We start from the raw sequence: 24,740 nt of genomic DNA on the forward strand, positions 1-24,740 counted from the left end.
CATCGGTGCCGATATCTCTGTTTTATGGTAAGAGGAAAGACTATGACGACCATTCAGACATCAACCCACCCTATTCAAACCAGTAACAGTGGTGGGAGTGCTTCCAGTGGCAACGATATTGCTGCCCAAATCAGCCGCATTACGGAGCAAATCACCAAACTGACTCAACAGCTAAAAGAGCTGCCAGAGAGAGCTGGCAGCCCGGAAGAGAAGAAAAAACAGCAGGAGCTCATTCAGGCACAGCTTAAAGTGCTGCAGACACAGCTTGCACAACTATTGCGCCAGCAGGCGGAAGAGGCCCAGAAGAAACAAGATCAGAAGCAGGGCAAAGTGGAAGGGGTAAACAACCCATCAGATGTCAATCAGATCGATATTTACATCTAATCATCTGCAGCATTAAACAGTGGGTCGCGTATGCGGGCTTCGGTTAACCGTTGCGCCTGGATACGCACCACTTCCCAGATAGCCTGTGCCGCCCCCGAAAGAGAACGATTTTTTCGTCGAACCAGCATCAGCTTTCTGTCAACCACCGGGGTCAACCGTCTTACAGCCAGCCGGCTCCCCTGTGGCAACGGCAGCGCCAGGGCAGGCAATACGCTGATCCCAATGCCTGCCTCAACCATAGGAAACAGCGTAGCCGGGTGACCAATCTCCTGCACGATGGTTGCTTTTACCCCCTGAGCATTCAGCGCGGAGTCAATCAACGGACGGCTGCCCGATGCATAATCCTGTAAAACCAGTTTCGCGCCCTGCAGCGTCTGCCAGCTGACATGAGGCAGCATTGCCAGCGGATCGTCGTCCCGACAGAGCAGCAAAAAAGGCTCAGAAAGCACAATCTCACACTCCAGGTCACTCACCTGGCCGGGATCGATGACGATGCCAAAATCCACATCGCCCTGGCGGATGCTCTCCAGCACCCACTGTTGCGGCCTGTCGTGCAGCACAAAATCGATATCCGGATAGCGCTGGTTACCCTCAGCAATACACTGCGGAATAAGATGCGCCGAAATCGTCTGGCTTGCTGCCACCCGTACGGTGCCAGAAAGCTGCTGCCCCAGTCTCCCGACATCCCTGAGCGTGCTGTTCAGTTCATCCAGTAACCGCTCCAGTCGCAGTGCCAGCTGCTGTCCGGCTTCGGTTAATACCACTTCACGCGTGGTGCGGTCGAGTAGACGCACACCTGTCTGGAGTTCCAGTTCTTTCACACTGTGGCTGACGGCCGACTGGCTCAGGCCAATGATCTCCCCTGCCCGGCTGAAGCTGCGGGCATGGGCCACGGTGACAAAAACGCGAAGCTGACGTAAGGAATAATTCATCTGTTTAATTCATGAATAGATGCAATAAATCAATTTTATTTCTCAAAGGGAACAAAGCACAATAGCGACATCTGTTTTCAGGAGTCATTATGAAACTATTTCGTATTCTTGATCCGTTTACACTTACCCTGGTCGTCACCGTTTTACTGGCCTCCTTCTTCCCCGCGCGCGGCGGTTTTGTACCATTCTTTGAAGGACTCACCACCGCGGCCATCGCGCTGCTGTTCTTTATGCACGGCGCCAAACTCTCTCGCGAAGCCATTATCGCAGGGGGGAGCCACTGGCGACTCCACCTGTGGGTCATGTGCAGCACCTTTATTCTGTTCCCAATACTCGGCGTGCTGTTTGCGTGGTGGGCTCCGGTCAATGTTGACCCGGCGCTCTATACCGGTTTCCTCTACCTCTGTATTTTGCCAGCCACCGTCCAGTCCGCGATTGCCTTTACTTCGCTGGCAGGCGGCAACGTCGCGGCCGCTGTCTGCTCGGCATCGGCATCAAGCCTGTTAGGGATTTTCGTCTCGCCGCTGCTGGTTGGCCTGCTGATGAATATGCACGGTGCAGGCGGTAATCTGGAGCAGGTCGGGAAAATCTGTCTGCAGCTGCTTCTTCCATTTGTCCTTGGTCATCTTTCTCGTCCGTGGACGGGGGCGTTTGTGGCGAAGCACAAGAAATGGATCTCAAAAACCGATCAGACGTCGATCCTGCTGGTGGTTTACTCCGCCTTCAGCGAAGCCGTGGTGAATGGTATCTGGCATAAGGTGGGCGCAGGTTCGCTGCTGTTTATCGTGGTGGTCAGTATCGTCCTGCTGGCGATTGTCATTGCGGTAAACGTCTTTGTGGCACGCAAGTGCGGCTTCAACAAAGCAGACGAAATCACCATTGTGTTCTGCGGCTCGAAGAAGAGCCTGGCAAACGGCATCCCGATGGCCAACATTCTGTTCCCGACCTCAGTGATTGGGATGATGGTACTGCCGCTGATGATTTTCCATCAGATCCAGCTGATGGTCTGTGCGGTACTGGCGCGTCGTTATAAACGTCAGACGGAAAAACTGGCGCAGGAAGAGACCCGCGCCGCGAAGGCTTAAGGACGTTTCAGGGGCTGAACCAGCTGTGTCAGCCCCTCGGTTTTAATCAGTAGCGTGATGGCCATTAGCTCGCCCAGTCGTCCCGCCGGGAATTCATCCTTTCGGGCAAACCACAGCAGATACTCTTCCGGCAAATCAATCAGCCTGCGGCCCTTATATTTACCGAACGGCATCTCTGTATTGGCGATCTCGACGAGCTGCTCTTTTTCCACGTTACTCTCCCAACAGACGCATCATTTCTGCTTCATCGATTACCTCAATCCCGAGCTCCTGCGCTTTTGCAAGCTTGGAACCGGCGGCTTCCCCGGCGATCACCAGATCCGTTTTCTTCGACACGCTGCCCGCCACTTTTGCCCCCAGCGCCACCAGACGCGCCTTCGCATCATCCCGTGAAAGCTGGCTGAGACTGCCGGTCAGTACTACCGTTTTACCGGCAAACGGGCTGTCGATCTCTTCGGCATTGACGACGACTGGCGCAGGCCATTTAATGCCCTGCTCCAGCAGTTTTCCGATGACGTCGCGGTTGCTCTCTTCGGCAAAGAAGTTAAAGACGTGCGTGGCTACCACAATGCCGACATCAGGCACTTTTTGCAGCTCCTCAATGCTCGCTTTCTCCAGCGCGTCCAGCGTGCCAAAGTACGCCGCCAGACCTGCTGCGGTGGCTTCCCCAACCTCACGAATACCAAGCGCATAGAGGAAACGGGCAAACGTGGTCTCTTTGGCGGCTTCCAGCGCATTCACCACATTCTGAGCCGACTTCGGCCCCATGCGGTCAAGCCCGGTCAGCTTACCCGCCGTCAGTTTGAAAAGATCCGCAGGCGTGTGGACATACTCTTTCTCAACCAGCTGGTCGATAATTTTGTCGCCCATGCCGTCAACGTCCATTGCCCGTCGGGAAACGAAGTGCTTGAGTGACTCTTTACGCTGCGCGCCACAGATTAATCCCCCGGTACAGCGAGCCACCGCTTCGCCTTCCACACGCTCTACGTCTGAGCCACATACCGGGCAATGCGTCGGAAACACGATGGCGCGCGTATCATCAGGGCGCTCTGACTGAACCACGTTGACGACCTGCGGGATCACATCTCCCGCCCGGCGAATCACCACTTTGTCACCAATACGCAGGCCAAGACGATCGATTTCATCCGCGTTATGCAGCGTGGCGTTGCTCACCAGCACACCGGCCACGTGCACCGGCTCCAGACGCGCAACCGGCGTGATGGCTCCGGTACGGCCCACCTGGAACTCCACATCGCGGACAAAGGTCATCTGCTCCTGGGCCGGGAATTTAAACGCCACAGCCCAGCGCGGTGCTCGCGCCACAAAGCCTAGCTGCTCCTGAAGCGCAAGCGAGTTAACCTTGATCACCACACCATCGATATCAAAACCGAGCGTCGGGCGGTCTTCTTCAACTTTGCGATAAAACGCAAGAACCGCCTCCGGTGAGTCGCAAAGCTGCACGCGGTTGCTGACCGGCAAGCCCCACGCTTTAAACTGCAGCAAACGCCCGAGGTGGGTGTCCGGCAGCTCCCCTCCTTCCAGAATACCGACGCCATAGCAGAAGAAAGTAAGCGGTCGCTTCGCGGTAATACGCGGGTCCAGCTGGCGTAAAGAGCCTGCCGCCGCGTTGCGCGGGTTCGCAAACACCTTCCCACCGGTGCGACGCGCCTCTTCGTTGATTTTCTCGAAGCCCGCCTGCGGCAGGAAAACTTCACCGCGCACTTCCAGACGAGCAGGAATATTGTCGCCGTGCAACTTCAGCGGGATCGCGCGGATGGTACGCACGTTGGTGGTGATGTCTTCCCCGGTGGTGCCATCACCGCGCGTTGCGGCACGGACCAGCACGCCGTTTTCATACAGGATACTGACGGCCAGGCCATCCAGCTTCAGCTCACAGCACCAGGTCAGGGCGTCGCTGCTTTTGAGTCGATCCTGCACACGCTTATTAAAGGCGAGGAAGCTCTCTTCATCGAAGACGTTATCCAGAGAGAGCATCGGCACTTCATGACGTACCTGGCTGAACGCACCTAGCGGTTCAGCGCCGACACGTTGGGTTGGCGAGTCCGGGGTGATCAACTCCGGGTGCTGCGCCTCTAAATCGCGCAGTTCACGCATCAGGCGATCGTACTCCGCATCCGGCACTTCCGGTGCGTCCATCACATGATAAAGGTATTCATGATGGCGAAGCGTGGTTCGCAGTTCAGTGATTTGTTGTTCGATTGAGTCCATATCGCACCATCAATGAGAAAAAACCCCCGACAGGCGGGGGTTGAGGAGGAGTTGAAGAAAACGCGTCGATTACGCGTTGGCTTCCTTAACTTCGCGGATGCGGTCCTGATACTCGCGCAGTTTCTGCGGCGTCATCATGCGACGCTGGTCGTCGAGTACCACACCACCCACTTCGTCAGCGATGTGCTGAGCGGACTGCAGCATCAGCTTAAAGTTTTGCAGTTCGTCACCGTAAGACGGAACCTGCATAAAGATCGTCACACCCGGCGTCACGAAATCGCCCGTCATTTCAGGGTCGAAGGTGCCAGGGTTGACCATATTCGCCAGGCTAAACAGCGCCGGGCCGCTACCGTCCGGGCTCAGGTGGCGATGGAAAATATTCATGTCGCCAAACTTGAAGCCAGCCTGTTGAATACTGTTAAGCAGCACGTCACCGTTCAGATGGCTGCCGTGATGGGCGGCCACGTTCATGATGATCACCGCTTCTTTACGCTGCGGTTTTTCAACAACCGGTTCTGGCTCTACAACGGGCTCTGGCTCAACCTGCGGTGCCAGGGCTGGCTGTGGTGCAGGCTGCACCTGAACAGGCTGTTGCGGCGGTTGCTGTACCGGCGGAGCAGGCTGCGGTTGTACAGGCTGCTGCACGGGTTGCTGTGGAACCGGCTGCGGCGCAGCTGGCTGCTGTTGAACAGGCTGCTGCGGCGGCTGACGCACCGGCTCTTCCACAGGCTGCGGCGCAGGCTGGCGCGGCTGTGCAGAAGCATACGGCGGTTGATACTGGTGCTGTGCAGTACGGGGGGCTTCATGCTCCCCATGAGCCGCGCCGGGCGCAGTATTGACCCGATGAACACGAACTTCACCCACGCCGTCGTCATCGCGCTCGTCGATGTCATATTCACTGTCATCGTCGTCACGACTGGACTTCATGCGCTTCAGTGGGCGATCGCGAAACATAGAAGAACGCTCTTTACGGCTGGTCCAGAAACCATGTACCAGTAAAGCGATTATGGCGATCGCGCCAACAATGATTAATATCAGACGCAAATCCTGCATCATTATATTCTCTGTTGTTCTAACACCTTGCCACCACGGCAAACATTTACTCACTAAGAGTATTTGCCGTTTACGTCAAGTGCAAGTGTGTGCAGAGCATTCACAGCATAAAGATGAACTAAATCGTGCTTTTTGCTGTTTTTTCGAACATTTCCGAACTGGTCATTGGTCCCTAACTGGATAATATAGGCGGGCAATTCCACTGGTTGTGAAAAAAGGAGTACAGCCTGGTTATGGTTTCAACATCTTCTTCTCCCCCACGCAGCGGCGTCTGGTATTTTTCTCAGGGCTGGAAACTGGTCTCCCTGCCGGGTATTCGACGTTTCGTCATTCTGCCCTTGCTGATCAACATTATTCTTATGGGCGGCGCCTTCTGGTGGCTTTTCACGAAGCTTGAAAGCTGGGTCCCGGCCATGATGAGTTATGTACCTGACTGGCTGCAGTGGCTAAGCTATCTGTTGTGGCCACTCGCGGTGATTTCTGTGCTGTTGGTGTTCGGCTATTTCTTCTCAACGATTGCCAACTGGATTGCAGCGCCGTTTAACGGACTGCTGGCGGAACAGCTCGAAGCGCGTCTGACAGGTGCCACACCACCAGACACGGGCGTACTGGGGATCATGAAAGATATTCCGCGCATCATGAAGCGCGAATGGCAAAAATTCGCCTGGTATCTCCCCCGTGCAATTGTACTGCTTCTCCTTTATCTGGTGCCCGGTATCGGCCAGACGGTTGCGCCCGTGCTGTGGTTCCTGTTCAGCGCCTGGATGCTGGCTATTCAGTACTGCGACTACCCGTTTGATAACCACAAGGTGCCCTTTAAAGAGATGCGCACCGCGCTGCGCACGCAGAAAGTGGCCAATATGCAGTTTGGCGCGCTTACCAGCCTGTTCACCTTGATCCCCTTCCTTAATCTTTTCATCATGCCCGTTGCGGTGTGCGGCGCAACGGCAATGTGGGTCGACTGCTACCGTGCTAAGCACGCGTTATGGAAGTAATGCAAAAATGTGTAAACAAGGGATGGCTTATGCTATCCCTTATTCCATACTGATCCCCATTATTTCCTTGCAGTATATAGATATGCGAATTCCTTACTTCCCCCTACCTGCTTAGCAGGTATGCTGGGTCGGTATCCCAATTTCATACAGTTAAGGACAGGCCATGAGTAAGATTTATGAAGACAACTCGCTGACTATCGGTCATACGCCCCTGGTTCGACTGAACCGTATCGGTAATGGACGCATTCTGGCGAAGGTCGAATCCCGCAACCCGAGCTTCAGCGTAAAATGCCGTATCGGTGCAAATATGATTTGGGATGCCGAAAAACGTGGCGTGCTCAAGCCAGGCGTTGAGCTGGTGGAGCCTACCAGCGGCAACACCGGTATTGCGCTGGCCTATGTGGCTGCGGCGCGTGGCTATAAGCTGACGCTGACCATGCCTGAAACCATGAGCATCGAACGCCGCAAGCTGCTAAAAGCGCTGGGTGCAAATCTGGTGTTGACCGAAGGCGCGAAGGGCATGAAAGGTGCCATTCAGAAAGCCGAAGAGATTGTTGCCAGCGATCCGGCGAAATATCTGCTGCTTCAGCAGTTCAGCAACCCGGCAAACCCGGAAATCCACGAGAAAACCACCGGCCCGGAAATCTGGGAAGATACCGATGGCCAGGTTGATGTGTTTATCTCCGGCGTGGGTACCGGCGGTACGCTGACCGGTGTGTCACGCTATATTAAAGGCACGAAAGGTAAAAAAGACCTGATCACCGTGGCCGTTGAGCCGACCGACTCGCCGGTTATCACCCAGGCGCTGGCGGGTGAAGAGCTCAAGCCGGGCCCGCACAAGATTCAGGGTATCGGCGCAGGCTTTATTCCGGGTAACCTGGATCTGAAGCTTATCGATAAAGTCGTCACGATCACGAACGAAGAAGCCATCTCGACGGCACGCCGCCTGATGGATGAAGAAGGTATTCTGGCCGGTATCTCTTCCGGTGCTGCCGTTGCGGCGGCGCTCAAACTTCAGGAAGATGAGTCCTTTACCAACAAGAATATTGTGGTTATCCTACCTTCGTCAGGTGAGCGTTACTTAAGCACTGCACTGTTTGCCGATCTGTTTACCGAGAAAGAACTGCAACAGTAATGCCAGCATGTTAATAACGCGTAAAAAAGCACCTTTTTAGGTGCTTTTTTGTGGCCTGCTTCAAAGTTTTACCCCTCCTGGCATTGATTCACCCCGTTGGGTCTGGTATTTAAACCAGCAATTATTTTGATGCGTGAAATTAATCAGCGAACGAAATACCCTTGCTGAATCGATTTTATGATTTGGTTCAAGTCTTGCTTTCGCTGCATAATGTTTAATGACGATCGAAACGTCAGCGCTAACAATACAGGCTAAAGTTCAGTCGCCAGGCTAGACTTTAGTTCCACAACACTAAACCTATAAGTTGGGGAAATACAATGTTCCAGCAAGAAGTTACCATTACCGCTCCGAACGGTCTGCACACCCGCCCTGCTGCTCAGTTTGTTAAAGAAGCGAAAGGCTTCACTTCTGAAATCACTGTGACTTCCAACGGCAAAAGCGCTAGCGCAAAAAGCCTGTTCAAACTGCAGACTCTGGGCCTGACTCAGGGCACCGTTGTCACTATCTCTGCTGAAGGTGAAGACGAGCAGAAAGCAGTTGAGCATCTGGTAAAACTGATGGCTGAGCTCGAGTAAATTTCCGGGTTCTTTTAAATATCAGTCACAAGTAAGGTAGGGTTATGATTTCAGGCATTTTAGCATCCCCGGGTATCGCTTTCGGCAAAGCATTGCTGCTGAAAGAAGACGAGATCGTCATCGACCGGAAAAAAATTTCTGCCGACAAGGTTGATCAGGAAGTTGAACGTTTTCTGAGCGGTCGTGCCAAGGCATCTGCGCAACTGGAAGCAATCAAAACTAAAGCTGGCGAAACTTTCGGTGAAGAAAAAGAAGCTATCTTCGAAGGGCACATCATGCTGCTCGAAGATGAGGAGCTGGAGCAGGAAATCATAGCCCTGATTAAAGATAAAGGCATGACGGCCGACGCGGCTGCGCATGAAGTTATCGAAGGTCAGGCATCTGCCCTGGAAGAGCTGGACGATGAATACCTGAAAGAGCGTGCGGCTGACGTACGTGACATCGGTAAGCGCCTGCTGCGCAACATCCTGGGTCTGGCCATCATCGATCTGAGCGCGATTCAGGACGAAGTGATCCTGGTTGCCGCTGACCTGACCCCGTCTGAAACCGCACAGCTGAACCTGAACAAGGTGCTGGGTTTCATCACCGACGCCGGTGGCCGTACCTCCCACACCTCAATCATGGCGCGTTCTCTGGAACTGCCTGCCATCGTGGGTACCGGTAACGTCACCACTCAGGTGAAAAACGACGACTATCTGATTCTGGATGCCGTAAACAACGTGGTTTACGTCAACCCAACTAACGATGTGATCGAGCAACTGCGTACCGTTCAGGAGCAGGTTGCCACCGAGAAAGCGGAACTCGCTAAACTGAAAGACCTGCCAGCCATCACGCTGGACGGCCATCAGGTAGAAGTGTGCGCTAACATCGGTACCGTACGCGACGTCGATGGCGCTGAGCGCAACGGCGCGGAAGGTGTGGGTCTGTATCGAACTGAATTCCTGTTCATGGACCGTGACGCCCTGCCAACTGAAGAAGAGCAGTTTGCGGCGTACAAAGCGGTGGCTGAAGCCTGTGGCTCTCAGGCCGTTATCGTCCGTACCATGGACATCGGTGGCGACAAAGAGCTGCCGTATATGAACTTCCCGAAAGAAGAGAACCCATTCCTGGGCTGGCGTGCAGTGCGTATCGCCATGGATCGTAAAGAGATCCTGCGTGACCAGGTGCGTGCGATTCTGCGTGCCTCTGCTTTCGGTAAGCTGCGCATTATGTTCCCGATGATCATCTCTGTTGAAGAAGTGCGTGCACTGAAGAAAGAGATCGAGATTTACAAACAGGAACTGCGTGACGAAGGTAAAGCATTTGACGAGTCAATTGAGATCGGCGTAATGGTGGAAACACCAGCAGCCGCGACCATTGCGCGTCATTTAGCCAAAGAAGTTGATTTCTTTAGTATCGGCACCAATGATTTAACGCAGTACACCCTGGCAGTTGACCGTGGTAATGATATGATTTCACATCTCTACCAGCCAATGTCACCGTCCGTACTGAACTTGATCAAGCAAGTTATTGATGCTTCTCATGCAGAAGGTAAATGGACTGGCATGTGTGGTGAGCTTGCAGGCGACGAACGTGCTACACTTCTGTTGCTGGGTATGGGTCTGGACGAATTCTCTATGAGCGCCATTTCCATCCCGCGCATTAAGAAGATTATCCGTAACACGAACTTCGAAGATGCGAAGGTGTTAGCAGAGCAGGCTCTTGCTCAACCGACAACGGACGAGTTAATGACGCTGGTTAACAAGTTCATTGAAGAAAAAACAATCTGCTAATCCACGAGATGCGGCCCAAATTACTGCTTAGGAGAAGATCATGGGTTTGTTCGATAAACTGAAATCTCTGGTTTCTGATGATAAGAAAGACTCCGGAACTATTGAGATTGTTGCTCCGCTCTCCGGCGAGATCGTCAACATCGAAGACGTGCCGGATGTAGTGTTTGCTGAGAAAATCGTTGGTGATGGCATTGCTATCAAACCAACTGGCAACAAAATGGTTGCTCCAGTTGACGGCACCATCGGTAAAATTTTTGAAACCAACCATGCGTTCTCTATCGAATCTGATAGCGGTATCGAACTGTTCGTTCACTTCGGTATCGACACCGTTGAACTGAAAGGCGAAGGCTTCAAACGTATCGCAGAAGAAGGCCAGCGTGTTAAAGTTGGCGACCCGGTGATTGAATTCGATCTGCCACTGCTGGAAGAAAAAGCCAAGTCTACCCTGACGCCGGTTGTTATCTCCAACATGGACGAAATCAAAGAGCTGATCAAACTGTCTGGCAGCGTCACCGTGGGTGAAACCCCGGTTATCCGCATCAAGAAGTAATTCTTGCCGCACAGAAAAATGGCGCCTTCGGGCGCCATTTTTGTTTATGCGGGGAGGATAAGCTCGTCGTAACCTTTCGACTGCGTATAGATCATGACGTCAGTCACCCGATCGCCTGCCATGCGTATGGCGTCAGCAACGGTTTTTCCCCCCACGATACCGCTGACCAGTTCTGAACAGAACAGATCGCCCGTTCCTTTCAGATCGGTCTCGACGCGCGGGTGCGCGCTTACGGTAACGCCCTCTTTACTCACCAGCACGACGTGAATATTCTGCGGGTCGTCGGCCACTGGCGCACTGGTTATCGCCACCCATTTCAGCGTATCGGAAAGCAGCCCCTGCGCGGCGGCGATGGCGCTCTCTGGCGTGCGGCACGGTTTACCGCTTAACACTTCCAGTTCGAATACGTTGGGCGTAATGCCCTGCGCCAGCGGCAGCAGATGCTCACGATACGCCTCAGGAATATCAGGTTTAACGTACATACCGCTGTCGATATCCCCGATCACCGGGTCAACCAGCACCAGCAGCTCCGGGTGCTGCACTTTGATCGCCTTCAGCCACTGCGCCAGCAGAACGATCTGGCTGGCGCTGCCCATGTAGCCAGTGGTGACCGCCTTAAGCTCGCGCAGGATCTCGCGCTCTTCCAGCGCCTTCAGGTAGCCGCTGAACCACTCATCGGGGATCACCCCGCCGTAAAAGGTGTCATAGTGCGGCGTGTTGCTGAACAGCACCGTCGGCACGGCGGTCACGTTAAGCCGGTGGGTACGAATATTGGGTACCGCAATGCTGTTCCCCACGCTGCCGTACACCACCTGCGACTGCACCGCGACAATATCGGTTTGCTGCGCCCGGGTCTTATCCCGGAATAAAATCATCTCCATGACGCTTAAATCCCCGCCCCCTGCGAATAACTCTCTTCGCCAAAGACGCCGGTAGACAGATAACGATCGCCGCGGTCGCAGATAATCGCCACCACCACTGCACCAGGGTTTTCCTGCGCCACACGCATCGCACCTGCTACCGCGCCACCCGAGCTAACCCCGCAGAAGATGCCTTCGCGTACCGCCAGCTCGCGCATGGTATTTTCCGCCTCGCGCTGATGAATATCCAGCACCTGATCCACCAGCTGAGCATTAAAAATGCCCGGCATGTATTCCGCAGGCCAGCGACGAATACCCGGAATGCTGCTCCCCTCTTCCGGCTGCAGGCCGACAATGGCGACCGGTTTTTCCTGCTCGCGCAGAAAACGCGACACGCCGGTGATGGTGCCGGTGGTGCCCATGCTGGAGACAAAATGGGTGATACGCCCGTCGGTTTGTTGCCAGATTTCCGGGCCAGTGGTCGTGTAGTGGGCGTAGGGATTATCCGGATTATTGAACTGATCCAGCAGTTTGCCTTCACCGCGCTCAGCCATCGCCAGCGCCAGGTCGCGCGCCCCTTCCATTCCCTGCTCTTTGGTCACCAGTATCAGTTCAGCACCGTAAGCCCGCATCGCGGCGCGGCGCTCCTGACTCATGTTGTCCGGCATCAGCAGCTTCATGCGGTAGCCTTTCAGCGCGGCAATCATCGCCAGCGCAATGCCGGTATTCCCGCTTGTGGCCTCAATGAGCACGTCGCCTGGCTTAATTTCACCGCGCTTCTCAGCCTGGACAATCATCGACAGCGCCGCGCGGTCTTTGACTGACCCCGCCGGGTTATTGCCTTCGAGTTTGACCCAGATTTCGCTGCCGTTGTCAGGCCCCATGCGCTGAAGCTTGACCAGTGGAGTGTTGCCAATGGTGTGTTCGAGTGTATTCACGATTTTTACTCAATAAAAAAGCCGGGTGGCGCTTCGCTTACCCGGCCTACAAGACGCAGTTTTAGCTGTAGGCCCGGTCAGCGCAGCGCCACCGGGCGATAAACATCCTAATAACCTATCAGGCTGACTCCGCCAGAGCAATATCCTCGCGCGTCTCGATGCGCTGGTTACCGTGATAAATACGGGCATGCTGCAGCCCCACAAACAGGCGTTCTCCCCGGTGTGGCGCCTCTTCATCGCGCATCACCACCGTCAGCGGCTCGGTATACCAGCCCAGCGGTTGTACCACCATTTGTGTGTAGTGACCTTTAGGGCTAGCTTCCAGTACCTGCACCGGCAGCGGTGAATCCAGGCTGGTACGACGGCTGACATCCACTTCCCACGGGCGCAAAAACAGATCCACCGGCCCCTGATGGGCAGGCGTGTATCCCAGCGGCCAGCGGTGTGCCCCGACGTGGAATTGTCCGCCGCGTACGGTGCCCTGCAGACGGTTAACTTCGCCCATAAACTCCAGGACAAAACGGGTGGCAGGTTCACGCCAGAGCTGCTCTGGCTCGTCCACCTGCTCGATGTTCCCCTGGCTCATGACCACCACGCGGTCCGCGACTTCCATCGCCTCTTCCTGGTCGTGGGTGACGAAGACGCTGGTGAATTTCAGCTCTTCATGCAGCTGACGCAGCCAGCGGCGCAGCTCTTTACGCACCTGCGCATCCAGCGCGCCAAACGGCTCATCAAGCAGCAGTATTTGTGGCTCCACGGCCAGCGCGCGCGCCAGTGCGACACGCTGTTTCTGGCCGCCCGAAAGCTGCGCCGGGAAACGGTCAGCCAGGTGGGCCAGCTGCACCATTTCCAGCAGTTTGGTCACCTTCGCTTTGATGGTTGCCGCATCCGGGCGTTCGCGACGCGGCAGCACGGTCAGGCCAAACGCAATGTTGTCGAACACCGTCATGTGGCGAAACAGCGCGTAATGCTGGAACACGAAGCCGACTTTACGATCGCGGGCATGCAGGCGGCTCACGTCGGTCCCGTGAAAACGGATATGTCCGCTGGTCTGATGTTCAAGACCGGCGATGATACGCAGCAGCGTGGTTTTACCCGAGCCAGACGGCCCCAGCAGCGCCACCATTTGCCCGGAAGGGATATCCAGCGAGATATCATTCAGCACCTGGGTGCGACCAAAAGACTTCTTAATATTGGCAATCTCAATGCTCATGATTTCCCTCCTGATGCTGACGTTTTTCCTGATTTTCTAAACGCCACTGCACCACACTCTTCAAAAACAGGGTCAAAATAGCCATCAGCGTCAGCAACGCTGCGGCGGTAAAGGAGCCGATGGTGTTATAGTCCTGCTGTAGCAGTTCAATCTGTAACGGCAGCGACAGGGTTTCACCTCGAATGGAACCGGATACAACCGACACCGCCCCAAACTCGCCGATTGCGCGGGCGTTGGTCAGCACCACCCCATAGAGCAGTGCCCAGCGAATATTCGGCAGCGTGACGCGGCGGAACATCTGCCAGCCTGACGCGCCCAGCAGCACAGCCGCTTCGTCTTCGTTGCTCCCCTGGCTTAACATCACCGGTACCAGTTCGCGTACCACAAACGGACAGGTTACAAAGATAGTCACCAGCACCATACCCGGCCAGGCAAACATCACCTGCAGGTTGTGCTCATCCAGCCAGCCACCCAGCGGGCCGTTAGAGCCGTAAAAGAGCAGGTAAACCAGACCCGCCACCACCGGTGAGACGGCGAACGGGATATCCAGCAGCGTCAGCAGCATCTGACGCCCCGGGAAGGTAAAGCGCGTCACCAGCCAGGCCAGCAGCGTACCGAATACCAGGTTGACCGGCACGGTGATCAGCGCAATCAGCACCGTCAGCCAGATGGCGTGCAGCATATCCGGGTCCGCCAGGTTTTCCAGCGCGGGCATAATCCCTTTGCTGAACGCCTGCACGAAAATATAGATTGTCGGTACCACAAGGATGAGAGCAGAAACCAGCACGCCCGTACCAATCAAAAACCATTTACCCCAGTTGATGCGGGGCGCATCGTATCGCTTCAATTGAGTAACTTCCGCCATCAGTGACCTACCACACGTCGACCAAAGCGACTTTGCAGAGTGTTGATTGTGTAGAGCAGCAGCAACGATGCGGCAAGAATGACCGAGGCAATGGCGCTCGCTGCCGGGTAATCAAACTCCTGCAAACGGATAAAAATCATCAGCGACGTCACTTCCGTTTTCCACGCAATATTACCGGCGATAAAAATGACCGCACCGAACTCGCCGAGGCTACGGGTAAACGACAGCGCCACTCCCGCCATCAGCGCCGGAGAAAGCTCAGGCAGGACAACTTTACGGAAGCTCTGCCAGCGCGTAGCCCCCAGCGTTTCTGCCGCTTCTTCATATTCCGGGCCTAACTCTTCCAGCACCGGCTGTACGGTACGCACCACGAACGGAATACTGGTAAAGGCCATCGCCACCGCGATACCGAGCCAGGTATAGGTCACTTTGATGTCAAACTTCGCGAGCCACTCGCCGTACAGACCGTTTACAGAGAAAAGTGACGCCAGCGTTAAACCGGCAACGGCCGTCGGCAGTGCGAATGGTAAATCCATTAACGCGTCGAGCAGCGTGCGGCCCGGAAAACGATAGCGGGTTAAAATCCACGCCATCAGCAGGCCAAACACGCCGTTAAAAAGCGAGGCCACAAACGCCGACAGCAGCGTCACTTTATAGGCCGCAACGACCTGTGGGTTGGTGACCACTTCCCAGTACTGGGACCAGCTCATCTGCGCAAGCTGCATCACCAGCGCGCTGAGCGGCAACAACAAAATCAGGCAGACGAACAGCAGGCTGGTTCCGAGGCTTAAGGTAAACCCCGGCAGCACGCGTTTAGTCGAGAGGGCAAACATTACTTACGCCCCGCCGCCAGCAATTTGTCTAATTCACCGCCGCTGGCAAAATGCGTTTTCATCACCTCAGGCCAGGAGCCGAAATGATCCTCCACGCGGAACAGCGCGGTCTGGGGGAATTTATCTTTCAGTTTGTTCATCACGTCAGGGTTGTTCACGCGATAGTAGTAATCGGTAATGATGGTCTGCGCCTGTGGGCTGTACAGGTAGTTGAGATAGGCTTTTGCCGCTTTCTCAGTGCCGTTTGCCTGCACGTTTTTATCCACCCACGCCACCGGGAACTCGGCCAGGATGTTGGTTTTCGGGATAACGACTTCAAAGCCCTGCGCTTCATACTGTTTGCGGATGTTGTTCACTTCCGATTCAAAGCTAATCAGCACATCGCCCAGACCGCGTTCTGCGAAAGTCGTGGTTGCTCCGCGACCGCCGGTATCAAACACTTCGACGTTTTTCAGGAACTGGGTCATGAACTGCTCGGTTTTGGCTTTATCGTTACCGTCTGCTTTGTCCGCTGCACCCCACGCCGCCAGCCAGGTATAACGCGCATTACCGGAAGTTTTAGGGTTCGGGAAAATCAGCTTTACGTCAGAACGAACCAGATCGCTCCAGTCGTGGATATTCTTCGGATTGCCTTTACGCACCAGGAAGCCCATGGTGGAGTAGAACGGCGAGCTGTTGTTTGGTAAACGGCTCTGCCAGTCGGCCGGGATGAGCTTGCCTTTGTCATGCAGGATCTGCACATCGGTCACCTGGTTATAGGTCACCACGTCCGCTTTCAACCCCTGGAGGATCGCCAGCGCCTGTTTGGACGAACCGGCGTGAGACTGTTTAATGGTCAGCTTGTCACCGTTATTGTCTTTCGCCCACTGCTGCTCAAACGGCGGGTTAAGGGCGGCAAACAGCTCGCGGGAGACGTCATATGAACTGTTCAGCAGCTCAGTCGCCTGCGCCTGTGCCACCAGCAGTAAACCTGCCAGTGCCAGGGATCCTTTTTTCAGTACAGTAACGGCCATTGCGCACCCTTATAAATGTGATGACTATCTTATTGTCATAATATTTATAACGAGGTCGAAAGGAGTAACGGTTTTATATACCGTTTGGTGATTTACAAGCAGAAAAGGGAATAAGGGTGCGGCCTGTTGCCCTCACCCCAACCCTCTCCCATGTACGGTCCGGGGACATAGTGAACACTTGTTCGGGGACATGGTAGACACTTACAACTAAGGCATAAGAACCCGTTTATGGAGTCGCTTATGCCCTGGGATGCGAGAGATACCATGTCATTACGTACTGAGTTTGTTTTGTTCGCCTCGCAGGACGGGGCGAACATCCGTTCCCTCTGCCGTCGCTTCGGCATTTCACCTGCCACCGGCTACAAGTGGCTTCGCCGCTGGAGGGAGGAAGGGGCCGCCGGCCTTCAGGACCACCCGCGCATACCGCACCATTCCCCGAACCGCTCGTCTGACGACATCACTGCCCTGCTGCGTATGGCCCATGACCGCCATGAACGCTGGGGCGCACGCAAGATAAAGCGCTGGCTCGAAGACCAGGGGCACCGTATGCCCGCCTTCAGCACCGTTCATAACCTGATGGCCCGTCACGGCCTGCTGCCGGGCACTTCTCCGGGCATTCCCGCCACGGGGCGGTTCGAACATGACGCGCCGAACCAGCTCTGGCAGATGGATTTTAAGGGCCACTTTCCCTTTGGCGGTGGCCGCTGCCATCCGCTCACCCTGCTGGATGACCACTCCCGTTTTTCCCTGTGCCTGGCGCACTGTACCGATGAACGGCGTGAGACCGTGCAGCAGCGGCTGGTCAGCGTGTTTGAACGCTACGGCCTGCCGGACCGGATGACAATGGACAACGGCGCCCCGTGGGGAGACACCACCGGCACCTGGACGGCACTGGAGCTGTGGCTGATGCGCCATGGTATCCGGGTGGGGCACTCCCGGCCGTATCATCCGCAGACGCAGGGCAAGCTGGAGCGTTTTCATCGCAGCCTGAAGGCAGAGGTGCTGCAGGGTAAGTGGTTCGCGAACGAGGGCGAACTGCAGCGCGCCTTCGACCACTGGAGGACGGTCTATAACCTTGAACGCCCGCATGAGGCGCTGGACATGGCGGTACCGGGCTCGCGGTATCAGCCGTCTGCACGGCAGTACAGCGGCAACACAACGCCCCCGGAGTATGACGAGGGCGTGATGGTCAGGAAAGTGGATATCAGCGGAAAGCTGAGCGTGAAAGGGGTAAGTCTGAGCGCAGGCAAGGCATTCAGGGAAGAACGGGTCGGGCTGAAGGAGATGCAGGAAGACGGCCGCTACGAGGTGTGGTGGTACAGCACAAAAGTGGGGGTGATCGACCTGAAGAAAAAGTCGATCACCATGGGTAAAGGATGTTAAAAAGTGTTCACCATGTCCCCGAACACCTGTCTACCATGTCCCCGGACTGTACACCCAAAGGGAGAGGGAGAAAGGGAATTACAGCGCCAGCAGGCGCTCAATGGAGGGTGCGAAGTAGTAGCCGCCGGTGACCGGTTTGGTGAAGCGCAGCATGGCGTCACGCTTGCCGTCGGTATCGCCGAACATGCTCAGCAGCTGTTGCTCAATATTGTACAGCCGCGCGCAGTAGGCGCAGAAATAAAGGCCATGGGTTCCGCTTGCGGTGCCATACGGCAGGCTCTGGCGAACAATCTTCAGCCCTTTACCGTCTTCCTTGAGGTCAACGCGGCTCAGGTGAGAGGTCACCGGGCGTACATCGCCGTCGATCTCTTCGTTGGCCTCTTTGGTACGGCCAATCATCATCTCCTGGTCCTGCACACTCATGCGGTTAAGTTGCTTAAGGTTATGCTCCCAGCGCTGAACAAATACGTAGCTGCCGCCGGCGTCCACGCCATCCTTGATGACCGCCACTTCACGGCGCGTCTCTTCACCTGCCGGGTTTTCCGTCCCGTCGACAAAGCCGCTCAGATCACGCTCTTCCACCCAGCGGAAACCGTGGACTTCTTCCTGAACGTCAATGCTGTCACCAAACGCCGCTACCGCCGCCTGAGCAACGGAGAAGTTCACGTCGTGGCGCAGAGAGAGAATATGGATCAACACGTCGTACTGGGTTGCCGGTGCCAGACCTTTGCCGTAAGGGATAAAGTCTTTGAGCTCTTCCGCCCCTTCACCGCCGCTCAGCTGACGCCAGACGTTATTGCCAAAGGCCACCACAGCGCCCAGATGGGCATCCGGGAATTTGGCCTGGAAGGTGGCCAGTTTATCCACAAAGACTTTGCTGGCCGCACGCAGGGCATCCACATCCCCTTTCACATTGGCTTCAATCCAAATCGCCGCGCGGCAATGTTCTGGCAAAATGCCACTCTGAACCTGAGACATCGCTCCTCCTGAAATAAAGATGCCACGACAACGTGGCATTGATGGCGGGTATTATACCCGGATTTCAGCGAGACGGATTGTTCAGGCGCAAATTACTGCTGCCAGATAATTTTGCTCACTTTCCAGTTTTTCAGCGTGTCGTCAGACGGCATTAAGCCTTCAGGGCCGCTCCAGGTTCCGGTAAAGAGGTAGCTGATGTGCTGGCTGTCCGGCGCTTTACATTGCACCGCCACGCCATCGTCTGAAGGCGCGCTGGCGCAATTGCCGAAAGCCTGTTTATAAAGATCGCTAAACGGCGTACCAACCTTCACGCCGCTCGCCGTCGGGATGGCATCGTCCAGCACGGCAATACGGTTTACCGTGCCTTTATCGCCGTTAATCACCAGCGCCAGTTTGTCTCCTTTCAGCGCTTCGAAGTAACGCACGATAGTGCCGTTTTCAGTTTTCATGCCGCTGCGCAGACGGTAGTCGCTGCTCAGGGCCGCCTGAAGCGCGTCCTGATCCAGCGCCGTCACGTCGGTAATGTTGCCCACGCCCTGCTCGGTCACTTCCAGCGAAGAGCCAAACCAGTTCCACGGATAAGCGGCCGACCAGTTAATGGAGGAGAGCGTTGAACAGCCGGTTAACGCCAGCGGGAGAGCGCATAAAAGTAAACGCAGCGATTTCATTGAAACGTCCTTACGTGTTAAATCAACGCTTGTTGGAGTGCAGCATCGGCAAAAAGTGCCGCGTTAATCTGACTCATGCGTAAAACAGGCGCGTAAGCGGGGGTTAGTCAGCAGCCACAGCAGCGCCACGATATCGGCAACCACCAGCGCAATGCCGATGCCCGTAAGCGGTTCACCGTACCACCAGAGCACAGGCTGCCAGCAGAGCAGCGCAATCTGGGCCAGGATCAGCAGCCAGCGAAGCGCACGCCAAAGCCGTGGGATCGCCTGTCGTCGGCCGCTGCACAAAAACGTCACCACCGCCGGTACGCCCGGTAACAGGCCGAGCCAAAAGGCGTCGTGATCGGGATAAAAGAGCGTCAGTAATGTATCGCCCTGCCCGCGGGACGCGGCGGCCATGACAAACAGCACCCAGGTGCGGGCCTGCAGCAGCAGTACGCACCAGAATAAGAAAGGCAGCCTGACACGCCCCTGCGCGTCGTAATCTGCCGGGCGGATCTCAATACTCTTCATCTTCGATCAGACGTTTACCTAAGCTCAGCACGTCAGCGTGTTCATAGCCCAGACGTTCATACATGCCCAGCACCACGTCGTTATCTTCGCGCACCATGATCTGAATTTTTGGACAACCGCGAGCGATCAGTTTTTTCTCAAGACGATTGAGCAGTGCATTGGCAATGCCGCGCCCCCGGTATTCCGGGTGAACGCCCAGATAATAAGCAGAGCCGCGATGGCCGTCGTAACCGCCCATCACCGTGCCCACCACTTCGCCGTTCACTTCCGCCACCAGAAACAGACTGACGTCGTGATTCAGCTTACGCTCAATGTCCATTTCTGGATCGTTCCACGGACGCAGCAAATCGCAGCGCTCCCAAAGGGTGATCACCTCTTCGAAATCTTCCTGGCGAAAAACGCGTATCTCCATGGTATTAACCGCCTTTTCGGGTTTAAAAACAGTGATTATGGCGCGAACAGGGCATTTAGCCAATAACCGGGGAAAATCTCGCCAAAATTTGGCATAATGTCACTTTGTCACGTATTGAAATGAAAAGTAAAACAATTCTCAATAAGGACTGTCGTAACGCTAAACGCGATACGATATAACACCAGGACCGCAATTTTTACTATTCAGGCCGCATGAGCACATTCAAACCATTAAAAGCACTCACATCGCGTCGTCAGGTTCTCAAAGCGGGGCTGGCGGCCTTAACGTTAACGGGCATCGCACAGCAGGCTCAGGCAAAAGAAGAGAGCACGCTTAAAACCAGTAACGGACACAGCAAACCCAAAGCCAAAAAACCAGGCGCGAAGCGTCTGGTCATGCTCGACCCGGGTCACGGCGGCATTGATACCGGCGCCATTGGCAAAAACGGGTCAAAAGAAAAACACGTCGTGCTGGCAATTGCAAAAAATGTGCGATCGATTTTACGCAGCAACGGCATTGACGCCCGCCTGACGCGCACGGGCGACACCTTTATTCCGCTGTATGACCGCGTGGAAATTGCCCATAAGCATGGTGCCGATCTCTTTATGTCCATTCACGCGGATGGCTTTACAAACCCTTCCGCCGCGGGCGCGTCGGTGTTTGCCCTCTCCAATCGCGGCGCCAGTAGTGCCATGGCGAAATATCTCTCCGACCGTGAAAACCGTGCGGATGAAGTCGCCGGGAAGAAGGCCACCGATAAAGATCACCTGTTACAGCAGGTGCTGTTCGACCTCGTGCAGACCGATACCATCAAAAACAGTCTGACGCTGGGCTCGCATATCCTCAAACGGATTAAGCCGGTGCACCGTCTGCACAGCAAGAGCACGGAGCAGGCCGCGTTTGTGGTGCTGAAATCACCGTCGATTCCGTCCGTGCTGGTGGAGACCTCTTTCATCACTAACCCGGAAGAAGAGCGTCTGCTTGGTACCGCGGCGTTTCGTCAGAAAATCGCCAATGCCATCGCCTCCGGCATCATCAGTTACTTTAACTGGTTCGATAATCAAAAAGCGCACTCCAGGAAACGTTAATGAAACCGAATGCAAAGCGGGTAAAAACCTTCCTGCTGCAGTTGCAGGATGAGATTTGCCAGAAACTGGCCGCTGCAGACGGCGGTAATTTTCAGGAAGATAACTGGCAGCGCGAGGCCGGCGGCGGCGGGCGTAGCCGTGTGTTGCGAAACGGCGGGATCTTTGAACAGGCAGGCGTCAATTTTTCCCACGTTTACGGGGAAGCCATGCCCGCTTCTGCAACGGCGCATCGTCCTGAACTGGCGGGCCGCAGCTTCCAGGCGATGGGCGTTTCGCTGGTGGTACACCCGCACAACCCGTTTGTGCCAACCAGCCACGCCAACGTGCGTTTTTTCATTGCGGAAAAACCGGGGGCCGATCCGGTCTGGTGGTTTGGGGGCGGTTTCGACATGACCCCCTACTACGGCTTTGAAGAGGATGCCGTGCACTGGCATACGACCGCACGCGATCTCTGCCTGCCGTTTGGCGAAGACGTTTACCCGAAATACAAAAAGTGGTGCGACGACTACTTTTACCTCAAACACCGCGACGAACAGCGCGGCATTGGCGGGCTGTTCTTTGACGATCTGAACACGCCTGATTTTGATACCGCGTTCAGCTTTATGCGTACGGTGGGCGAAGGCTATACCGACGCTTATCTGCCCATTGTTGAACGGCGTAAAAACACCGACTACGGCGTGCGCGAACGCGAGTTCCAGCTTTACCGTCGCGGGCGCTACGTGGAGTTTAACCTGGTATGGGATCGCGGGACGCTGTTTGGCCTGCAAACCGGCGGGCGCACGGAGTCGATTCTGATGTCAATGCCGCCGCTGGTGCGCTGGGAGTACTGCTACGCGCCAAAAGAAGGCAGCCCGGAGGCTGCCCTGAGTGAGTTTATTAAGGTTCGGGACTGGGTTTAACTGCCGGATGGCGCTGCGCTTATCCGTCCTGGTCAACCCGTAGGTCGGGTAAGCGAACGCGCCACCCGACACCACGCGCTTACAGCGGCTGCGTCTGCGCCTCAACCACCGCCAGCGCCACCATATTCACGATACGGCGTACAGACGCAATTGGCGTTAACACATGCACCGGTTTTGCCACACCCATCAGCACCGGCCCCACGGTCACCCCTTCAGAGCTCGAGACGCGCAGCAGGTTGTAGCTGATACGCGCCGCTTCCACGTTTGGCATAATCAGGATATTCGCTGAGCCTTTCAGCGGGCTGTCTGGCATACGTTCATTGCGGATGCTCTCCACCAGCGCGGCGTCGCCGTGCATCTCACCGTCAATCATCAGCTCCGGTGCGCGCTCGCGAACCAGCTCCAGCGTCTGTCGCATTTTGCAGGCCGCCGCAGATTTAGAGGAGCCGAAGTTAGAGTGCGACAGCAGCGCCACCTTCGGTTCGATACCAAAGCGACGCACGGTTTCAGCCGCCATCACGGTGATCTCCGCCAGCTCGTCCGGAGTTGGATCGTCGTTGACGTAGGTATCGGCGATAAAGGTGTTACCGCTTGGCAGCAGCAGCGCGTTCATCGCACCGGCCGTGTGCACCCCGTCGCGATAGCCGAAGATCTCCTGCACCACGCTGAAATGCTCGTGGTAATCACCGATGGTGCCGCAGATTAGCGCATCCGCCTCGCCGCGATGAACCATGATTGCGCCAATCACCGTGGTGTTGCTGATCACCGCCCGCTGCGCCTGCTCCTGAGTGATCCCGCGACGTTTCATGATCGCATAGTATTCGCTCCAGTACTCTTTAAAGCGCGGGTCGGATTCGTTGTTAACTATCTCAAAATCAACGCCCGGTTTGATCTGCAGGCCCAGCTTCTGGATACGCATCTCGATAACGCTCGGGCGGCCAATCAGGATCGGCTTCGCCAGCCCTAAGGTGATCAGCTCCTGCGTGGCATGGAGCACGCGCGCCTCTTCCCCTTCCGCCAGCACCACCCGCTTCGCGTCGGCACGAGCCTGAGAGAAAATCGGCTTCATAAACAGGTTAGTTTTGTAGACAAACTCGGTGAGCTTATCCACGTAAGCATCGAAATCGGTTATCGGGCGCGTCGCCACGCCAGAGTCCATCGCCGCTTTCGCAACCGCTGGCGCGATTTTGACAATCAGACGCGGGTCGAACGGTTTTGGAATGATGTAGTCCGGGCCAAAGCTCAGATCCTGATCGCCATAGGCTGAAGCGACCACTTCGCTCTGCTCGGCGTGTGCCAGTTCCGCAATGGCGTGCACCGCCGCGAGCTTCATCTCTTCGTTAATGGCCGTCGCGCCTACGTCCAGCGCCCCACGGAAGATGAACGGGAAGCAGAGCACGTTGTTCACCTGGTTCGGGTAGTCGGAGCGACCGGTACAGATGATGGCATCTTCACGCACCGCTTTCGCCAGCGGCGGCAGGATTTCCGGCTCGGGGTTCGCCAGCGCCAGAATCATTGGCGCACGCGCCATCTTCTTCACCATCTCCTGGGTCAGCACTTTCGGGCCTGAACAGCCCAGGAAGATATCCGCGCCTTCAATGACATCCTCAAGCGTACGCTTGCCGTCGTCGTCCACCGCGTAGGCCGCTTTGGTTTCCGCCATGTTAGGCTCGCGGTCTTTATAGATCACGCCTTTGGAGTCGCAGACCACAATGTTGTGTTTCTGCATCCCGAGCGCCACCAGCAGGTTCATACAGGCAATGGCCGCCGCACCCGCGCCGGAGACTACCATGCGCACGTCAGAGAGATTTTTCTCCACCACGCGCAGGCCGTTAAGAATGGCGGCGGTGCTGATAATTGCCGTCCCGTGCTGGTCATCATGGAACACGGGAATGTTCATACGTTCACGCAGTTTCTGCTCAATGTAGAAACATTCCGGCGCTTTGATGTCTTCGAGGTTAATACCGCCAAAGGTCGGCTCCAGCGCCGCCACGACGTTGATGAATTTATCGGGATCATGTTCGTCCACTTCGATATCAAACACGTCGATACCGGCGAATTTCTTGAACAGAACGCCCTTCCCTTCCATCACAGGCTTACCGGCCAGCGCACCAATGTTGCCCAGGCCCAGCACCGCCGTACCGTTAGAGATCACGGCGACCAGGTTGCCGCGCGCGGTATATTTGTAAGCGGCCAGCGGATCTTTTTCAATTTCGAGACACGGTGCCGCCACGCCCGGCGAGTAGGCCAGCGCCAGGTCGCGCTGGGTTGCCAGCGGTTTTGTCGGGGAGACCTGAATTTTACCCGGGACAGGAAACTCGTGAAAATCGAGGGCACTCTGTTTTAACTGATCGTCCATCTTGTTAT

The 24,740-nt window shown here is 55.7% G+C and carries 25 protein-coding genes; 10 read left to right on the plus strand and 15 right to left on the minus strand.

The features are described 5' to 3' along the window. The first annotated feature begins 42 nt into the window (after positions 1 to 42). The gene (locus tag ACQG2G_RS15505; RefSeq protein WP_045293407.1) at positions 43 to 384 is read left to right on the plus strand and encodes a FlxA-like family protein; all 342 of its coding nucleotides are present in this window, start codon (positions 43 to 45) and stop codon (positions 382 to 384) included. Here the strand turns inward: ACQG2G_RS15505 and ACQG2G_RS15510 are convergent. After that, positions 381 to 1,316, minus strand: coding sequence for a LysR family transcriptional regulator (locus ACQG2G_RS15510; RefSeq protein WP_013098193.1), 936 nt, complete (start codon positions 1,314 to 1,316; stop codon positions 381 to 383). The two genes, ACQG2G_RS15505 and ACQG2G_RS15510, sit on opposite strands and share 4 nt — an antisense overlap. An 89-nt stretch (positions 1,317 to 1,405) precedes the next feature. On the opposite strand from ACQG2G_RS15510, the gene ACQG2G_RS15515 reads away from it, so the two are divergent. Next, complete coding sequence (locus ACQG2G_RS15515) at positions 1,406 to 2,401, plus strand: bile acid:sodium symporter family protein (RefSeq protein WP_029883927.1); 996 nt, start codon at positions 1,406 to 1,408, stop codon at positions 2,399 to 2,401. Here the strand turns inward: ACQG2G_RS15515 and ACQG2G_RS15520 are convergent. From ACQG2G_RS15520 to zipA, 3 genes are all read right to left on the minus strand, one after another. After that, on the minus strand, positions 2,398 to 2,613 hold the full coding sequence (locus tag ACQG2G_RS15520) for a DUF3820 family protein (protein WP_003861328.1): 216 nt from the start codon (positions 2,611 to 2,613) through the stop codon (positions 2,398 to 2,400). The genes ACQG2G_RS15515 and ACQG2G_RS15520 overlap by 4 nt on opposite strands. A 1-nt stretch (position 2,614) precedes the next feature. Beyond that, positions 2,615 to 4,630 carry an NAD-dependent DNA ligase LigA gene (gene ligA / locus ACQG2G_RS15525; protein ID WP_013098195.1) on the minus strand — a complete coding sequence of 672 codons (2,016 nt, stop codon included), beginning with the start codon at positions 4,628 to 4,630 and terminating at the stop codon, positions 2,615 to 2,617. 69 nt (positions 4,631 to 4,699) lie between these two features. Further along, a complete protein-coding gene (gene zipA / locus ACQG2G_RS15530) occupies positions 4,700 to 5,686 on the minus strand; it encodes a cell division protein ZipA (protein WP_248079040.1) in 987 nt (328 codons plus the stop codon). Between the two features lie 230 nt (positions 5,687 to 5,916). Here zipA and cysZ point away from each other — a divergent pair, with 230 nt between their 5' ends. The 5 genes from cysZ to crr all read left to right on the plus strand — a co-directional run bounded on the left by cysZ (position 5,917) and on the right by crr (position 10,710). Next, positions 5,917 to 6,678 carry a sulfate transporter CysZ gene (gene cysZ / locus ACQG2G_RS15535; RefSeq protein WP_013098197.1) on the plus strand — a complete coding sequence of 254 codons (762 nt, stop codon included), beginning with the start codon at positions 5,917 to 5,919 and terminating at the stop codon, positions 6,676 to 6,678. A gap of 163 nt (positions 6,679 to 6,841) precedes the next feature. After that, a complete protein-coding gene (gene cysK / locus ACQG2G_RS15540; protein WP_013098198.1) occupies positions 6,842 to 7,813 on the plus strand; it encodes a cysteine synthase A in 972 nt (323 codons plus the stop codon). Between the two features lie 317 nt (positions 7,814 to 8,130). Then, positions 8,131 to 8,388, plus strand: coding sequence for a phosphocarrier protein Hpr (gene ptsH / locus ACQG2G_RS15545; protein WP_000487600.1), 258 nt, complete (start codon positions 8,131 to 8,133; stop codon positions 8,386 to 8,388). A gap of 44 nt (positions 8,389 to 8,432) precedes the next feature. After that, positions 8,433 to 10,160, plus strand: a complete 1,728-nt coding sequence (ptsI, locus tag ACQG2G_RS15550; RefSeq protein ID WP_013098199.1) for a phosphoenolpyruvate-protein phosphotransferase PtsI — start codon at positions 8,433 to 8,435, stop codon at positions 10,158 to 10,160. Positions 10,161 to 10,200: 40 nt separating this feature from the next. Continuing rightward, positions 10,201 to 10,710, plus strand: a complete 510-nt coding sequence (crr, locus tag ACQG2G_RS15555) for a PTS glucose transporter subunit IIA (protein ID WP_003861316.1) — start codon at positions 10,201 to 10,203, stop codon at positions 10,708 to 10,710. Between the two features lie 44 nt (positions 10,711 to 10,754). On the opposite strand, the gene pdxK is transcribed toward crr, so the two are convergent. The 6 genes from pdxK to cysP all read right to left on the minus strand — a co-directional run bounded on the left by pdxK (position 10,755) and on the right by cysP (position 16,432). Beyond that, positions 10,755 to 11,591, minus strand: coding sequence for a pyridoxine/pyridoxal/pyridoxamine kinase (pdxK, locus tag ACQG2G_RS15560; protein WP_038420313.1), 837 nt, complete (start codon positions 11,589 to 11,591; stop codon positions 10,755 to 10,757). Positions 11,592 to 11,596: 5 nt separating this feature from the next. Next, entirely contained in the window at positions 11,597 to 12,508 is a 912-nt protein-coding gene (cysM, locus tag ACQG2G_RS15565) for a cysteine synthase CysM (protein ID WP_013098201.1), read from the minus strand. Between the two features lie 118 nt (positions 12,509 to 12,626). After that, positions 12,627 to 13,721, minus strand: a complete 1,095-nt coding sequence (gene cysA / locus ACQG2G_RS15570) for a sulfate/thiosulfate ABC transporter ATP-binding protein CysA (RefSeq protein WP_013098202.1) — start codon at positions 13,719 to 13,721, stop codon at positions 12,627 to 12,629. Further along, complete coding sequence (gene cysW, locus ACQG2G_RS15575) at positions 13,711 to 14,586, minus strand: sulfate/thiosulfate ABC transporter permease CysW (RefSeq protein WP_013098203.1); 876 nt, start codon at positions 14,584 to 14,586, stop codon at positions 13,711 to 13,713. The genes cysA and cysW overlap by 11 nt, the downstream gene beginning before the upstream one ends. Beyond that, the gene (cysT, locus tag ACQG2G_RS15580; RefSeq protein WP_013098204.1) at positions 14,586 to 15,419 is read right to left on the minus strand and encodes a sulfate/thiosulfate ABC transporter permease CysT; all 834 of its coding nucleotides are present in this window, start codon (positions 15,417 to 15,419) and stop codon (positions 14,586 to 14,588) included. The genes cysW and cysT overlap by 1 nt, the downstream gene beginning before the upstream one ends. Then, positions 15,419 to 16,432: a thiosulfate/sulfate ABC transporter substrate-binding protein CysP gene (cysP, locus tag ACQG2G_RS15585; RefSeq protein WP_045293418.1), complete on the minus strand. Its 1,014-nt coding sequence runs from the start codon at positions 16,430 to 16,432 to the stop codon at positions 15,419 to 15,421. Before cysP ends, cysT begins: the two co-directional genes overlap by 1 nt. A gap of 240 nt (positions 16,433 to 16,672) precedes the next feature. Between cysP and ACQG2G_RS15590 the strand changes: the two genes are divergently transcribed. Further along, complete coding sequence (locus tag ACQG2G_RS15590) at positions 16,673 to 17,815, plus strand: IS481 family transposase (RefSeq protein WP_426722958.1); 1,143 nt, start codon at positions 16,673 to 16,675, stop codon at positions 17,813 to 17,815. 78 nt (positions 17,816 to 17,893) lie between these two features. On the opposite strand, the gene ACQG2G_RS15595 is transcribed toward ACQG2G_RS15590, so the two are convergent. The 4 genes from ACQG2G_RS15595 to ACQG2G_RS15610 form a co-directional block, all read right to left on the minus strand. Continuing rightward, positions 17,894 to 18,793, minus strand: coding sequence for a Dyp-type peroxidase (locus ACQG2G_RS15595; RefSeq protein WP_013098206.1), 900 nt, complete (start codon positions 18,791 to 18,793; stop codon positions 17,894 to 17,896). 92 nt (positions 18,794 to 18,885) lie between these two features. Further along, complete coding sequence (locus ACQG2G_RS15600; protein ID WP_061772181.1) at positions 18,886 to 19,461, minus strand: RpoE-regulated lipoprotein; 576 nt, start codon at positions 19,459 to 19,461, stop codon at positions 18,886 to 18,888. A 63-nt stretch (positions 19,462 to 19,524) separates the two neighbouring features. Further along, on the minus strand, positions 19,525 to 19,974 hold the full coding sequence (locus tag ACQG2G_RS15605; protein ID WP_061772180.1) for a DUF2919 domain-containing protein: 450 nt from the start codon (positions 19,972 to 19,974) through the stop codon (positions 19,525 to 19,527). Next, positions 19,961 to 20,386, minus strand: a complete 426-nt coding sequence (locus ACQG2G_RS15610) for a GNAT family acetyltransferase (RefSeq protein WP_014832842.1) — start codon at positions 20,384 to 20,386, stop codon at positions 19,961 to 19,963. Before ACQG2G_RS15610 ends, ACQG2G_RS15605 begins: the two co-directional genes overlap by 14 nt. 212 nt (positions 20,387 to 20,598) lie before the next feature. Between ACQG2G_RS15610 and amiA the strand changes: the two genes are divergently transcribed. Beyond that, positions 20,599 to 21,474, plus strand: a complete 876-nt coding sequence (amiA, locus tag ACQG2G_RS15615; protein ID WP_013098210.1) for an N-acetylmuramoyl-L-alanine amidase AmiA — start codon at positions 20,599 to 20,601, stop codon at positions 21,472 to 21,474. After that, positions 21,474 to 22,373, plus strand: coding sequence for an oxygen-dependent coproporphyrinogen oxidase (hemF, locus tag ACQG2G_RS15620; RefSeq protein WP_061772179.1), 900 nt, complete (start codon positions 21,474 to 21,476; stop codon positions 22,371 to 22,373). The genes amiA and hemF overlap by 1 nt, the downstream gene beginning before the upstream one ends. Before the next feature lie 79 nt (positions 22,374 to 22,452). Here the strand turns inward: hemF and maeB are convergent, their stop codons facing one another. After that, a complete protein-coding gene (gene maeB, locus ACQG2G_RS15625; RefSeq protein ID WP_061772178.1) occupies positions 22,453 to 24,732 on the minus strand; it encodes an NADP-dependent oxaloacetate-decarboxylating malate dehydrogenase in 2,280 nt (759 codons plus the stop codon). Positions 24,733 to 24,740 lie beyond the last annotated feature (8 nt).

This window comes from Enterobacter cloacae complex sp. 382A5, assembly GCF_050031095.1.
Taxonomy (GTDB): Bacteria; Pseudomonadota; Gammaproteobacteria; order Enterobacterales; family Enterobacteriaceae; genus Enterobacter; species Enterobacter cloacae.

Coding starts and splice junctions, on each gene's coding strand:
- ptsI (WP_013098199.1), top strand. CDS start 8,433: ATGATTTCAGGCATTTTAGCATCCCCGGGTATCGCTTTCGGCAAAGCA.
- cysW (WP_013098203.1), bottom strand. CDS start 14,586: ATGGCGGAAGTTACTCAATTGAAGCGATACGATGCGCCCCGCATCAAC.
- ACQG2G_RS15505 (WP_045293407.1), top strand. CDS start 43: ATGACGACCATTCAGACATCAACCCACCCTATTCAAACCAGTAACAGT.
- ACQG2G_RS15610 (WP_014832842.1), bottom strand. CDS start 20,386: ATGGAGATACGCGTTTTTCGCCAGGAAGATTTCGAAGAGGTGATCACC.
- ACQG2G_RS15600 (WP_061772181.1), bottom strand. CDS start 19,461: ATGAAATCGCTGCGTTTACTTTTATGCGCTCTCCCGCTGGCGTTAACC.
- ACQG2G_RS15510 (WP_013098193.1), bottom strand. CDS start 1,316: ATGAATTATTCCTTACGTCAGCTTCGCGTTTTTGTCACCGTGGCCCAT.
- zipA (WP_248079040.1), bottom strand. CDS start 5,686: ATGATGCAGGATTTGCGTCTGATATTAATCATTGTTGGCGCGATCGCC.
- amiA (WP_013098210.1), top strand. CDS start 20,599: ATGAGCACATTCAAACCATTAAAAGCACTCACATCGCGTCGTCAGGTT.
- ptsH (WP_000487600.1), top strand. CDS start 8,131: ATGTTCCAGCAAGAAGTTACCATTACCGCTCCGAACGGTCTGCACACC.
- crr (WP_003861316.1), top strand. CDS start 10,201: ATGGGTTTGTTCGATAAACTGAAATCTCTGGTTTCTGATGATAAGAAA.
- ligA (WP_013098195.1), bottom strand. CDS start 4,630: ATGGACTCAATCGAACAACAAATCACTGAACTGCGAACCACGCTTCGC.
- cysK (WP_013098198.1), top strand. CDS start 6,842: ATGAGTAAGATTTATGAAGACAACTCGCTGACTATCGGTCATACGCCC.
- maeB (WP_061772178.1), bottom strand. CDS start 24,732: ATGGACGATCAGTTAAAACAGAGTGCCCTCGATTTTCACGAGTTTCCT.
- ACQG2G_RS15590 (WP_426722958.1), top strand. CDS start 16,673: ATGCCCTGGGATGCGAGAGATACCATGTCATTACGTACTGAGTTTGTT.
- cysP (WP_045293418.1), bottom strand. CDS start 16,432: ATGGCCGTTACTGTACTGAAAAAAGGATCCCTGGCACTGGCAGGTTTA.
- hemF (WP_061772179.1), top strand. CDS start 21,474: ATGAAACCGAATGCAAAGCGGGTAAAAACCTTCCTGCTGCAGTTGCAG.
- ACQG2G_RS15515 (WP_029883927.1), top strand. CDS start 1,406: ATGAAACTATTTCGTATTCTTGATCCGTTTACACTTACCCTGGTCGTC.
- ACQG2G_RS15605 (WP_061772180.1), bottom strand. CDS start 19,974: ATGAAGAGTATTGAGATCCGCCCGGCAGATTACGACGCGCAGGGGCGT.
- cysZ (WP_013098197.1), top strand. CDS start 5,917: ATGGTTTCAACATCTTCTTCTCCCCCACGCAGCGGCGTCTGGTATTTT.
- cysA (WP_013098202.1), bottom strand. CDS start 13,721: ATGAGCATTGAGATTGCCAATATTAAGAAGTCTTTTGGTCGCACCCAG.
- ACQG2G_RS15595 (WP_013098206.1), bottom strand. CDS start 18,793: ATGTCTCAGGTTCAGAGTGGCATTTTGCCAGAACATTGCCGCGCGGCG.
- cysT (WP_013098204.1), bottom strand. CDS start 15,419: ATGTTTGCCCTCTCGACTAAACGCGTGCTGCCGGGGTTTACCTTAAGC.
- pdxK (WP_038420313.1), bottom strand. CDS start 11,591: ATGGAGATGATTTTATTCCGGGATAAGACCCGGGCGCAGCAAACCGAT.